At 59.7% G+C, this 12,083-nt stretch carries 16 protein-coding genes; 4 read left to right on the top strand and 12 right to left on the bottom strand.

Features of this window, described 5'->3' with window-relative positions:
- Positions 1-40: 40 nt before the first annotated feature.
- From BACI9J_RS16880 to BACI9J_RS16850, 7 genes are all read right to left on the bottom strand, one after another.
- Positions 41-220 carry a hypothetical protein gene (locus BACI9J_RS16880; protein ID WP_159735389.1) on the bottom strand — a complete coding sequence of 60 codons (180 nt, stop codon included), beginning with the start codon at positions 218-220 and terminating at the stop codon, positions 41-43.
- Positions 221-269: 49 nt separating this feature from the next.
- Entirely contained in the window at positions 270-590 is a 321-nt protein-coding gene (locus BACI9J_RS16875) for a hypothetical protein (RefSeq protein ID WP_159735388.1), read from the bottom strand.
- Between the two features lie 593 nt (positions 591-1,183).
- Entirely contained in the window at positions 1,184-1,876 is a 693-nt protein-coding gene (locus BACI9J_RS16870) for a hypothetical protein (RefSeq protein ID WP_159735387.1), read from the bottom strand.
- A 20-nt stretch (positions 1,877-1,896) separates the two neighbouring features.
- On the bottom strand, positions 1,897-2,211 hold the full coding sequence (locus BACI9J_RS16865; RefSeq protein WP_159735386.1) for a hypothetical protein: 315 nt from the start codon (positions 2,209-2,211) through the stop codon (positions 1,897-1,899).
- Positions 2,212-2,433: 222 nt separating this feature from the next.
- Entirely contained in the window at positions 2,434-2,871 is a 438-nt protein-coding gene (locus BACI9J_RS16860) for a hypothetical protein (protein WP_159735385.1), read from the bottom strand.
- A gap of 70 nt (positions 2,872-2,941) precedes the next feature.
- Positions 2,942-3,592 carry a hypothetical protein gene (locus BACI9J_RS16855; protein ID WP_236558739.1) on the bottom strand — a complete coding sequence of 217 codons (651 nt, stop codon included), beginning with the start codon at positions 3,590-3,592 and terminating at the stop codon, positions 2,942-2,944.
- Positions 3,593-3,801: 209 nt separating this feature from the next.
- Positions 3,802-4,512, bottom strand: coding sequence for a hypothetical protein (locus tag BACI9J_RS16850; RefSeq protein ID WP_236558738.1), 711 nt, complete (start codon positions 4,510-4,512; stop codon positions 3,802-3,804).
- Between the two features lie 68 nt (positions 4,513-4,580).
- Between BACI9J_RS16850 and BACI9J_RS16845 the strand changes: the two genes are divergently transcribed.
- Positions 4,581-4,814 (top strand): hypothetical protein, encoded by a 234-nt coding sequence (locus BACI9J_RS16845; protein WP_201296711.1) that lies wholly within the window; start codon positions 4,581-4,583, stop codon positions 4,812-4,814.
- A 119-nt stretch (positions 4,815-4,933) separates the two neighbouring features.
- Here the strand turns inward: BACI9J_RS16845 and BACI9J_RS16840 are convergent, their stop codons facing one another.
- The 5 genes from BACI9J_RS16840 to BACI9J_RS16820 all read right to left on the bottom strand — a co-directional run bounded on the left by BACI9J_RS16840 (position 4,934) and on the right by BACI9J_RS16820 (position 8,966).
- Positions 4,934-5,467, bottom strand: coding sequence for a hypothetical protein (locus BACI9J_RS16840; protein WP_236558737.1), 534 nt, complete (start codon positions 5,465-5,467; stop codon positions 4,934-4,936).
- Between the two features lie 104 nt (positions 5,468-5,571).
- Positions 5,572-7,920 (bottom strand): DNA/RNA non-specific endonuclease, encoded by a 2,349-nt coding sequence (locus BACI9J_RS16835; protein ID WP_159735382.1) that lies wholly within the window; start codon positions 7,918-7,920, stop codon positions 5,572-5,574.
- Between the two features lie 24 nt (positions 7,921-7,944).
- On the bottom strand, positions 7,945-8,286 hold the full coding sequence (locus BACI9J_RS16830) for a DUF6507 family protein (RefSeq protein WP_159735381.1): 342 nt from the start codon (positions 8,284-8,286) through the stop codon (positions 7,945-7,947).
- Positions 8,287-8,317: 31 nt separating this feature from the next.
- Positions 8,318-8,623 (bottom strand): pore-forming ESAT-6 family protein, encoded by a 306-nt coding sequence (locus BACI9J_RS16825; protein WP_159735380.1) that lies wholly within the window; start codon positions 8,621-8,623, stop codon positions 8,318-8,320.
- Between the two features lie 4 nt (positions 8,624-8,627).
- Positions 8,628-8,966, bottom strand: a complete 339-nt coding sequence (locus tag BACI9J_RS16820; protein ID WP_159735379.1) for a hypothetical protein — start codon at positions 8,964-8,966, stop codon at positions 8,628-8,630.
- Between the two features lie 465 nt (positions 8,967-9,431).
- On the opposite strand from BACI9J_RS16820, the gene BACI9J_RS16815 reads away from it, so the two are divergent.
- The 3 genes from BACI9J_RS16815 to BACI9J_RS16805 all read left to right on the top strand — a co-directional run bounded on the left by BACI9J_RS16815 (position 9,432) and on the right by BACI9J_RS16805 (position 12,080).
- Positions 9,432-9,695 carry a hypothetical protein gene (locus tag BACI9J_RS16815; RefSeq protein ID WP_159735378.1) on the top strand — a complete coding sequence of 88 codons (264 nt, stop codon included), beginning with the start codon at positions 9,432-9,434 and terminating at the stop codon, positions 9,693-9,695.
- Complete coding sequence (locus tag BACI9J_RS16810; protein WP_159735377.1) at positions 9,692-11,041, top strand: EsaB/YukD family protein; 1,350 nt, start codon at positions 9,692-9,694, stop codon at positions 11,039-11,041. The genes BACI9J_RS16815 and BACI9J_RS16810 overlap by 4 nt, the downstream gene beginning before the upstream one ends.
- 265 nt (positions 11,042-11,306) lie before the next feature.
- On the top strand, positions 11,307-12,080 hold the full coding sequence (locus tag BACI9J_RS16805; RefSeq protein WP_159735376.1) for a hypothetical protein: 774 nt from the start codon (positions 11,307-11,309) through the stop codon (positions 12,078-12,080).
- Positions 12,081-12,083 lie beyond the last annotated feature (3 nt).

The following is a 12,083-nucleotide window of genomic DNA, read 5'->3' as shown; positions in this document are numbered from 1 at the left end:
CAGCCCGACCGCAAGGTGCCGGGCCCTGTTCCACCGGAACTCAGTTGGCAGGCTGGTTGTTGTTGACTGCTCGGAATGCGGCTTCGTATTTTTGGGCAGCGTCCAAGGTCCAGTTCTTCAGGACCGCCAGGGTGCCCTTCGGTAGCTGGCGCAGGTCGACTAGCGAGTCTTCCGGGAGGACGTAGCCCCTGTCGTTAGCGAAGATGAGGACGGCATCCAAGGACCACTCCTTGAGCACGGCCAGCACCCCCTGAGGCAGCGGATGCAGATCAACGAGTTCGTCCTCGGGCAGTAACGTAGCGGCTGTCTGCCGCTGAGTACGTCAGTGCGCCCACTGGCGGGTACCAGATTTGTTCCCCGCGTCTTCGTCGGCTGATTTCGTAGCCGAAGATGCCGCCGTGTGTGGGTCTCCAGACCTCCACAAGTGACGCAAAGGTGTCGACGATGGCGTCTTTACCCTGCACCTGCGCTTTCTCAAAGGTCAATGAGAACGAATCGCTGGAGGATCCGTCGTGTGCTCCATCGCTGATGGCAGCGTGAAACGGGCTTGTACCTCGTTCCGTCCCTTTGACGTATGAGACGAGCTGCACGAAATAGCCTCAACTTGGGTGAAAGCTCCCGGCATCGTCCTTTCGGACACCGGCTACAACAAGTTCGACGAGCTCCTCGACGGTGCGTCCTAAAGTGTCGGATCCTGCGATCTGCCCAGCAGTATGGGGAATTCCAACCCACTCCATCGGGCGTGTATCAAGCTGCTCGAGAATCGGAAGCGTCGCTAGAACCCTCGCCGCCACATCCCGAGGTGCCGCTTCCCGCCCGCCCAACTGCAAGTCGAGATCTATATCGTCCAACGCGGAAGAGATCCCTTGAAATGACGTCTGCGACGTCGTACCTCGCGTCGTGAATCAAAACTAGCCCTCCTTCGGTGCGATACTAATGTCCACTGTGAGTGTCTGCATCCGTCCAGGCATCAACGAAATCTCCTCGTCCAAATCAAAGCCTTTGCCTGGTACGTACGCCAGGTTCCTGCGCTCGGAATAGATGACCTGACCCCGCGGATACTTCATCCAGAGCCGGCAATGACGGTTGCAGGCTATCGGCCCAATAGGTCACGAGGCCAAAGTTTGGGTCGTGGCTGCTCTGGGTGGCCATCGGTGCCTACGGGGGGGCGTTATCCGTTGTTTTACATCTGTTTCACTTTCAATGCGTAAGTGATGGCTGCTTTGCTGCTCATATCGTGTACTTGAGCGAGCATCCCCTTGACGGTCTTTCGGATGGTTACATTACTCGATGCCGGGAGCGGGCGATTGATAGTGTCTGCCCAGTAGGAAATAATTCCAATTTCCGGTTCGCCGAATGTTTGTTCAGTAGAATCAATAATCTCATCTGTTAAAACGGCAAACCATGTAGCATTCCAGAGTTCTCCGATTTCCTCGACGAGGTACGACAAGTCAGAACTTGAAAGCATCAAATCGCCGTCTCGAGGAAGAAAAGCAATTTCCAGGGAATTCCCTAGGCGGGTATCGGCACCAACTGTCCCAGTCACGGATACCATCTTGCCGGTAGGCCAGTCGCTGGCTCTCCCGTAGAGCAGTACGGTAAGGCCGCCCTTTGTCCAAACCCGTTGGGCATCATCCTTCCGAAGAAACGGCTTCAAGTCTATGTCGGAGGGATCAGCATCGGTGGGAAAGGGCCGTAGCCTGAACTCGGCTTCGCCACCTGCATCAAAGGCCCATTCCATCCGACCAGAGTTAACTGAACTCTCGACTAGTGTGAGCGTCTTCAGGAGCTTGACAGCGATTTCGGACAACTCTTCGGGTCTAGCTTGCCAGTTGCCAAGAATGAAAGGTTTTAGTGTCGCATCAACTGTAGTCATCTATGTTTTGTCCAACTGTTCTATTTCTTCAAGGGGATAAATTTCATATCGATTGGAAACCTGGCTCGACGCACAGCGGTGCGCACAATCTGAGCGAGTTCTTCAAAAGTTGTGAAAATCCACTCCAATCGTGCACCTGCAGGTAACGCCTCAAGTTGGCTCGTCATTTGACCACGGGTCCACTTAGCAATCGCAGCATCGGTAGCGCCAATACCTCGAAAGAAGGGCTTCTCCAAATGGCTGTAGTTTCCCTTGATTTCTTGAAAGACCTCGACGGGCGGATGGCCCCGCCAGAGGTGTCCGTCAAATTCAACTTCGATGTTGTCGTGGATCACTACATACTCAAGCAGTTTGCCTTTGGGGCCAACGTTATCAACCCCGTTCCCGAAGATCTGGTCAGGGACGCCATTCTTGCTTCGACCTTTGATGGGCTCCTGCCAGCTTCCAATGCCGCCGTCGGTGTCGCCGATGGTGGGTTGCAGTTCGGGGTGGCGTCCTGGGAGGGAGGTGTCTCCGAGGGTTTGGTCGACGATGCGGGGGACGGGTTCTGGGGCCGGCTACGCCTTGGCGCCTGCCGCGCTGGTCTCGTCGATCTTGGCCAGCCACTGTGTTTCTGGGACTGGGGTGGGGAGTTGGTGCGGTATTCCGGCGTGGGCGGGTTGTGGTCCGTTGAGGGTTTGGTTGAGTTTGGCCAGTCCGTTGTCGAGTTTGTCGAGGGCTGTGCCGATGCCGTGGTCCCAGATGGCGGTGCGTGCTTGGGTGAGTTTGGCGGTGATGGCTGTTGCGGTTTCGCCGAGCATGGTGCGGGTTGCGCCGGTGATAGTGGTCGTGGCTTTGGACAGAGTGGCGGCTTTGGAGAGGGCGGCGGTTTCGGCACCTAGTTTGCCGCCGAGGGATGCTCCCTTGATCCCGATACCGGTGCCGCCGACGAACATCGAGCCCACGTCGAAGGTGGTGGCGCCGATGGCGTAGCCGGCGGCGCCGCTTCTTCGCAAAGCTTGGATCGCGGTTGCTCTATGTGATGGTGTCAATGCAGACGGTCGCTTTCGTGTTCGATGTTGAAGCCTAGCTGCGGAAGAGTTTGTTGCCGATCTTCGCGAAGACGCCTGGTTCATTGGATGCGTCAATAATCTCCGGTTCGACGGAGAAGTCGGTGCCACTTTCGGTGACGGGGAGGCGTTTGTTGTCCCAATCGACAGTATTCAGTCGGGGGGTTGTACACCGGGGGCGTCTGAGCATCTGTACGCAGAGCAGTCCACATGCATTCCTGAATATTGTCAATGTGCGGGGGAATGTCAGGAGATCCATCTTGACGGCCTGCCCTGATGCTGGGCTGTTGGAGTTTTTCGGATCACCGAACATGCCGCGAGTCAGAATCTCGTAGTCGAATGCCTCTATACGCCCTTCGTCGGACGGGAAAAGGAATACTCTGAAGGTTTTCCATGTGCCGAGGCCTGGAACATAGAGTTCACGTCTGACTTCCATCAGCCAGTAGTCAAGCAGCTCGGGTGGAAAATCGGTTTGCCAGTCCCGACCACCCCACTGACCGTCGCGGCAAACATCGACGTAGCGCCTCGACGTATCTTCAAACATCAGCGAGGTGCTGATGACTTCCTGTGCACCAAAGCCTAGTGCGGCCTTGGAGAAAGTATGCTCCTGCAAGCGATCTAGTCCCTGCCTAATATAGGGCGCATCAACCACGGAATCTTGCATCAACAGCCTCACTATTTCGGCCTAGGACCCCTTCTACTCTTAGGTGTAAGTCCAGGGGTTGTCCGGTATCAATGCGGGGAACGGCCTTGGTCATGCGGTCTCTTTCGAGTTGATAGAAGCGAGTATTTGCCGCCAGGCGCTGCGGTTAGTTGCATTTGAGCAGCCCAGCAGGCTGTGGGGGCCTCGACGGCGGCTTAAGCAGCCCCGTTTCTTCATAAAACTTGGATCTCGGCTGCCCTGTCTGACCGTACTGCTGCGGACAGGGCGCGTTCGTGTCCGTGTTGAAGCCTAACCGCCGAAGAGCTTCTTGCCGATCTTCTTGGTTCTTTGGATGGGTCTACGATTTCCGGTTCGACGGAGAAGTCGGTGCCATTTTCGGTGACGGGGAGGCGTTTGTTGGCCCACTCGACTGTTTTGAGTTGTGGGTTGTAGACAGGGGGTGTGATGCCTTCGGCTCGGAACACCGTCCACATCCATTGGGGTATGTTGTCCAGCGTTCTCGGGAACGCTTTGAGGTCCTGGAACAGAGTCAGTGCGTCTGCCGGACGATCTGTCAGGTCGTCGTTGGCGTCGCGCTCGATGATCTCAATGTCAAAAGTCTCTAGTTTCCCGTGAGTTTCCGGGTAGAGATAGACCTTGCAGCTCGTCCACGTACCGACTCCAGCGCGGTAGGACTCCCGACGTAATTCTTTAAGCCAGTAATCCATGGATTGCACGGAAAAATCGACGAATCCCTCAGCGTAACCCCAGATGCCATGTCGAAGGATGTCTTCGGAACGGCTTGACCAAACTTGATGAATGACAGATGTGCTAATCACTTCCTGCGCACCGAAGCCCAAGGCGCCCTCTACAAACGTTCCGGCCTGCAGCCTCCGTAAACCCTGCAGAACATTCTCGCTCGAAATAAATGACCCGGAAATCATCCTTGGGATCCCTCCGCTAATGGAAGATTTGGAAACAATTTAGACCTTCGCTTTTCAGAACCAAACCGGTGATCGACATTGAGGGGTTGTCCGGCGTCGACGCGGTGGAGGGCCTTGGTCATGAGCTCTCGTTCGAGTTGGTAGAACGCCAGGGTGTTGGCGGGCACGTTGGGGGTTCCGTGGCCGCGGTTCTGGAACATGAGTTGGGCCAGGAGGTTGGCGCCTTCTCCTGGTCCTGCGAAAAGGGATGCGATGAGGTGGCCGCCCTCGTAGCCGCGTCCGCCGACGCGGATACCGGCTAGTATCTGCTGCCATGCGCTGCGGTTGATGTCGCCTCGAGCAGATGAACCTCGACGACGGCGTACGCAGCTCCGCTTCTTCGGGGAGTTTGGATTGTGGTTGCTCGAGGTGTTGGTGTTGTCTAGCCGAAGAGCTTTCGGCTGATTTTCGCGAAGACGCCTGGTTCTTTGGATGGGTCGATGATTTGGGGTTGGGCGGAGAAGTCGGTGCCGGTTTCGGTGACGGGTAGGCGTTTGTTGGCCCACTCGACTGTTTGCAGTTGGGGGTTGTAGACAGGGGGTGTGACGCCTTCGGCGCGGAACACAGTCCACATCCACTGCGGAATGTTGTCCAGCGTGCGTGGGAAAGCCTTCAGGTCCTGGAACAATGTCAGTGCGTCCGCCGGACGATCAGGAATTCCGTCATCGCTGTTAGGCCGAAAAAGTTCGAAATCGAAGGTTTCGAGTCTGCCGTCGGAGTCAGGATAGAGATAGACCTTGCAGCTGGTCCACGTACCAGCTCCGGCGCGATAGGACTCACGGCGTACTTCTTCTAACCACAAGTCCATGGAGTGATCGGAAAAGTCCACGGCGAATTCGCGGTATCCCCAAACGTCGTTTCGCTTGATATCTTCAGTGCGCCTGGACCATGCCTGATGGATCACGGAGGTACTCACCACCTCCTGGGATCCGAAACCGAGGGCCCCCTGCCGGAAAGTTTCCTCTTGCAGGCGGCGCAATCCGAGTAATACGGAAGGGCTGCTGGCGGGCGTAGCGTCAATCACTGCAACTCCTCTTCAGCGATGGGCAGATTTGAGAATCGGTGTGTCCTCGGTAGACCTCCGTCGAAGCCATGGGTCACCTTCAACGAGCCAGGCAGCCCGGGTTTTGGTCCTGGGACGGCTTCTACCTTTAGACGTAAGTCTAGGGGTTGTCCGGTGTCGACGCGGTGGAGGGCCTTGGTCATGAGCTCTCGTTCGAGTTGGTAGAACGCCAGGGTGTTGGCGGGCACGTTGGGGGTTCCGTGGCCGCGGTTCTGGAACATGAGTTGGGCCAGGAGGTTGGCGCCTTCTCCTGGTCCTGCGAAAAGGGATGCGATGAGGTGGCCGCCCTCGTAGCCGCGTCCGCCGACGCGGATACCGGCGAGTATCTGCTGCCACGCGCTGCGGTTGATGTCGCCTTTTAGCAACCCGGTGATGTGTGCTTCGACGCTCTTGGGCTTGGCGAAGTCATCGGTGATGATCGTGAAGTGGTTTTCCAAGCCACCGTCGGTTTTCGCGACGACGTTGTAGGTGACGTTGGGCATCCGCTTGTTCAGTTCAACGGACCAGGCACCCTTGACGCCAGCGTACGTGTCTACGCGTTCGACCCGGCCGGTGGCATCCGTATAGAACCGTTCAAGACTGTCGGCCGTGAGGCCGCCGGTGCTATCTGGCATTTTGGTGCGGTTGTCCACGATGTACAAGGTGTTGGGTTCCAGCCCGGTCTTGGCTGCGAAGTTGTCTTTGCGGCTTACCGGGAAGAAATCGTGACCATGCTGAAGGACCACGGTGTTGGTGATGTTGTTCTGTGGCGGGAAGGGGTCAGGGACCACGGGGGTATGCGCCGCCGGAGCATGGATTTCAGCGAGTGCACCGGAGCCGCCCTGTGTCTGAGGGGTGTTTCCCCGGATGCCTGCAGCACTTTTATCCAGCCAGTTCGGTACTGCTGTGTCGCCGGCGGTCCGTGTCAGGAAGCCGCTGGGATCGGGGTGAAAGGTGGTTGGAAGGATCGCGTCGGCGTTTCGTAGGCCTTGGGCTAGGGAGCTCATCCCGTCGGCGGTGAGGTTTTTGCCTCCAGTGATGAGGTCTGCTGCGCCAAGTTTCGCGTTGCCGAGAGCGGCCCACGAAGCCGCCTTCGTTTGGGTGATTTTGTCGAGCACCTTGGCCGTGGTGGATGGCATTACCAGGTCCGATAGTTTCAGTGCCAGTGAGCCGGGCTTATCCAGGAACAGTCCGGTCCGGTGGAGTCCGTTGGCGGCGTTACTGAGGGCCGAGGACAGCCTTCCCAGCCGTGGGCTGTCCATGGTTGCGGTGCTGAGTCGCTGCGCAGCCAAGCCCAGCTTCCCGGCAGCTGATCCGGCCTTGATCCCGACTCCGGCGCCACCGGCAAGAAGTGTCGCTACGTCGAAGGTGGTCGCGCCGATGGCGTAGCCGGGGTTGGTGCCCCATTCGTCGTAGTGGATGGTTTCTTTGGCCACGTTGACGGTGGTCAGGACGGCTTGCGCTTCGTCGGCGGTCATGTCTTTGCCGCCGCGGGCAAACACGTTTTGGGTGGTGAGTACTGCGGCGCCGGCGGCGAACATCCCTTGCCAGGCCTGGACTTGTTTGGCCGTATCGGTGGTGAATACAAGGGTGTGGAGGCCTTGGACGGCGCCGATCAGGGCGGTGGTGAATCCTTGGGCTGCTGAGATCGGCCCGGCCAGCCGGACGGAGATGTTTGGTGGGCCCCAGGGAAGGTCGGGTAGTTTTTCGTCGTTTCCCAGGTAGTGCTGGACGTGGGTGAAGGCGTTGGAGAGGACGTCGGTGGAGTTGTTGAGGTTGGCTCTGGGGATGGTCGGGGGAGTGTAGTTTTGCCCACCGGTGAGGGCGGCTAGTGCGGTGGCGCAGGTGGCGTCGGAGTCGAGGATGGCTTGGGCCAGGGCGCTGGCTTTGTCCATGGTGTCGCGGTGCTGGTCCACGATTTTGAGGTTGGAGCGCCAGTCATCGTTGCCGCCGATGAGCTCGTCCAGGGTGTGGACTTCGGCCCGGAGGGTGTTGATGCGTTGTTTTAGTTCCCTGGCCCGGTCCGCGTACGCGGCCAGCACGGTCGCGGCGTTGCTGGTCAGGTTGGCGAGGTCTTGGGAGCGGGAGAACACGGGGTTGAAGGCGGTCAGGACTTGCCCGGCTTCGGGGGCGTCGTAGGCGTTGGAGAGACCGGCCCAGGACCTTGCGGCGTCGTTGATCCCGGAATGCACGGCGTTCCCGGACGCTGAAAGGGCTTGTCCCTGGGTGTCCAGGGCGTCGGGGTCCGGCAGCGGCGGGAGCCCGTCAACGCTGATCCCGGACGCGCCGGGACCAGCAGCGCAGACATCTGCGAAGTTCACACTCATCGTTTTCTTCCCAATCCCGGTTGGTTACTGCAGCGGGTTGCGGCGGCTTTGGAGGTGCACGGTTGAGGCACTGGACGCCGCTGTGGATGCCATGGTCAGGTCGCTGTTGGCGTAATGGCTTACGGCTTCGGAGGTCCCGGTCAGGGCTGCGGTGCTGCGTTCGAGCACGTCCGTGGTGGCAGGAACCACCCCGTTTTCGATCAACGCCCCTAACGCTTCCTGGACTTGGGCGGAGGGCATGGCCGCGGCGATTCCTTCCACTGCGCCCTGCACGCCCGCCAACGGTTCCTCCAACGCCGAAACAGAGCTCGCGGCCGATGAGATCACCGCCCGTGCGGTGCCAACATCAATACTCCACACAGCCATACCAGTCACCTGCCTCTAAAGTGCTGCCGGGTTAGCCGATGCTCTGCACGGCGTTGCGGGCAGAGGTGGTGGCGGTGGTGGCGGTGTCGTCGTTGGTGGCCAGGGTGGTGCGGACCAGGGCGATGATGGCTTTGACTTCGTCGGCTGCTGAGCTCCAGCGGGTTTCGACTGCCTGGTATTCGGTGTCGACGCCGTCGGCGCGGAAGTCGGCCATGGCCTGGTTCACGTCGGCTTGGCGGGCGGCGATGAGGGTTTCGAGGTGCGCGGCGAGGGCTTGGATGTCGGATTGGACTTGGGCGGAGACGTTGGTGTCGTAGGCGATGCGGTTGGTGGTCATGGTGTTATGCCCGTCCTTGGAATCGTGCGGCGTCGAAGTTCGCGGCGCCTTCGGAGCGGCGTGCGTTATCCGAGGCGGTCTGGTCGCCTTGGGTGAAGGCGGTGTTCATGCCGGATTGGCCGGTCACGATCGCGGCGAGGGCGGTGTTCAGTTCGGAGGCGACGAGGTCGGAGCGGTTTTTGAAGGAGTCGAACGCGGCTTTGCCGGCGCCGCTGAATTTTCCTTCGAGCGGGGTGACGGCGTCCACGAAGCGCCGGACGAGGGCGCCGAGGTCCTGGTGGGATGCGTCGGTTTGTTTGCTCAGGTGCCCGAGTGTTTCGGCGCCCATGTCAAAGATGGCCATTGGTTCCCCCAAAAAGTAAGTGGTTCGGTGGTGCCTGAGTACTTTAACAGCATGCTGAACACGGCTTGTTATGTCCAGTCGATGCACTAACAAGAAACGAGGTCTCCTGTGACGGCTTAGTCACAAACCCGAAAAGGTTACGGAACGAAGCCCCACAGGCTTCACCTTGCACCACCGCAGGGGACACCTAGGGTCGGAAAGGCCCATCTAGGTACCGTTTCGAGGCCTTCTAGGTGCTGAAAACACCAAAAATGAGTGCTCCCCACCACCACCTAGGTGCTCCGGTGTCAAAAACAAGGACCTGGCCTTCGCGCAAGTGCGAGTGCCGCAGCCATTGCACGAGAAGTCCTGGAGCAAACATTGTCACGGGCAGATGCTAGGGTCTGGACCGTATTGAAACCGGCCCATGGAATAGGGTTGATGGCACTATGACGCCGTACAGGAGCCTGATGGGGGAGGCCGCACATGGCTGAAGATTATGATTCCCGGCTGCTTGAGTCCGCCCGGGTAAGGAAGCATAGACTCGACGATTCACTGCTGTTCGGCCAGAACCCGCAGGAACGAAACTATAAGACGGCAACTGCGCGGCTCATGCAATCACTACTGATCGCAGCGCTCATCGCCGCCATTTGCGTTGGTTTCAGCTTTGTCCAGCATCTGCTCAGTGAACAGGCGGCCAAACAAGCCGTGACGTCAGCATCAGCAACTCTCATCGAAGGAACCCTATGAGCATGGCCTTGAGCCGGGTCACCGTCATCGCGGCGCACCGGCACCTCGATGTGAGGCTCCCTTCCGATGAACCCATTGCATCGCTGATGCCGCAGATCCTGAGTCTGATGAACGAGCCCAGCGCCAGGACATCCGCCGGTGCCACCACCGCGCTCCTTACTACATCTGTGCTGACCACCAGCGTAGGCATCACGTTGGAAAGTTCACTGACGCTGCGTCAGGCGGGCATCCCTGATGGCTCCATGCTCTATCTTCGCGAGGAACGCGATGTCCCGGCAGCGCCTGACGTTTACGATGTCCCCTCCTTCGCGGCCGAATCAACAGAGCGACTCCCGGCTCTGTGGGCCGGGCCGCTGAGGACCGAAGGCCTCGCGTCCATTGCCGGTTTGTTGATGGCTGCTGCCTGTTCGTCGTTCGTGGTGCTTCTGCGTGGAACCGGAAACAGGGATGCAGCCTTCATCGGCATCACGATCGCTGCCACCTTGATGTTGCTCGGTGCCATAGCCGGACGCGTTCGCACCGTCCCGGGTGGACTGGCTTTCGTAGCCGCCGGGCTGGCCACTGCCGGTGCCACAGCTTTCATAGTGACGCCTTTCGCGACTGGAGCTTTGCTCTTGTCCGGCGCTCTGGTCCTCGCCGCGGTTGCGGCCGGCGTGGCAACCGGTAAGTACATACCCTTCCTTTCAAGTGCCGGGCTGCTCCTGGTTCTGGAGGGAACGTGGGCAGTGCTGGGCTTCAGCACGCGGGACCAGCCACTCTCGGCAGGAATCACAGGCATTGTGGCCATCTTTGCGCTGGGTGTTGCGCCCCGGCTGGCTACAGTACTGACCGGCCTTAGTGGTTTGGACGACGACCAACGCCAAGGCAAACGGATCACTCGCAGCACAACGCTGGACGCCGTCCATGCAGCACACGCCACACTGACGGGCTGGACGCTCATCGCAGCTTTGGTGGCCGGTACTGCGGTGGTGGTGGCTGCGACGGCGAAGAACCGGCCTGTTTGGGCGGTGCTGCTTGCGGTGGCGTTGTTGGGTGCCTTGACGTTCAGGGGGCTGGCGCTGCCGTTGCTCGCACAGCGTGCCGGAGTTTATGTGGCAGCAGCGGGCGCTTGCTGGGGTGCCACCCAGGTCTTTGCCTTGGCCACTAAACAGCCTCTCTGGCTTGCTGTGGCAGCAGCCTTTGCTGTCTTGGTGCTGCTTGCCTGTGTGGTCACGGTCAGGGAACAGACTGCCGCCAGGCTCCGAGTAATCGCCTCACGGCTGGAGCTCTTGTGCGTCCTCGCCACGATTCCCTTGGTACTCGGACTTTCCGGGGCCTACACACAGCTAGGACAGACTTTTGGCTGAGACAACGCGTTCAGGATTTCCCATAGGCCAGCCGGCGACGCCGGTGGGCGGCTTTCCGGGTATGGGTGGCACTGCGACACCAGCCCCAGCCCCTTCCGATGCCACCATGCCGGCGGCCCCTACCGATGAACCGAAGACAGCGCCAGTTGAGGTGCCGCCGTCGAGCCCTTCCGTCCCTGCGCCACACGCCACAAGCGGTGCTGTTTCACGCCGTAAAAGTGGTGACACCTGGTGGGAACGCGTCCGCTTCGAGGTGACCGACGCCGTGACTTCCGGATCCCTTTCCGAGCGCCTCATCAGGGCGAGCTCAGCGGTCGAAGCCCCCATCACCACGGGTCGGCGGATAGTAATTTTGGGGACGGCAGGCGGCGCGGCCTCTACTACCGTTGCAGCGCTCATGGCCAAGTTGCTGGGCGGCATCCGCCAGGAGCCAGTCATAGCCGTGGATGCCACTGATCGCAGCGGCAACCTCCTGCGCTACCTTGGAGCCTCGCAAACCGCCCTATTAACTGACCTTATGCAGCAGTTCCGTACACAACCGGTCCGTACGTTGCCCGATTCCGTCAAGAACGCTGCCGCCTGCGGCAACCACGTCTTCGCGGCGGGGAGGGCTGACGTTCCCGCCTTGGCGGACGCGCCGATCGGTTTGCAGGAGTGGACAGACGTTTCATCCACGTTGTCGCGCTTTATGGCGGTAACAGTCGTCGACGGCGGTGCCTCACCTTTGTCCCGGCATGCGGCCGCGCTGCTGGGAACCGCGCACGCCGTGGTCCTGGTTTCACCGCCCGGAAACCCGGAGGCGGCCAAACTCGCGTCACTCCAGGAGTCGCTGGGCACTTCATTCCCGGACGTTCACCAAGTGGCAGTGGTGGTACGGTCCCGCCAGAATCATGAGGCAGCACTGAGCGATGGTGTGTTGCCCTATGATCGGCATTTGGCCAGTGGCAGCAGCCTTCAGCTCAGCCGGCTGGGCTCCCGAACCAGGATCGCGGCTACGGAACTCACCGGCAAGGCCCTGATGGCCGCGAACAGAGCCTAGCCG

Origin of the sequence: Arthrobacter sp. 9V (genome assembly GCF_902506065.1) — a bacterium.
Lineage (GTDB): Bacteria > Actinomycetota > Actinomycetes > Actinomycetales > Micrococcaceae > Arthrobacter.
Note: the sequence above shows the minus strand (reverse complement) of the source record. Positions and strands in the feature narration are given on the sequence as shown.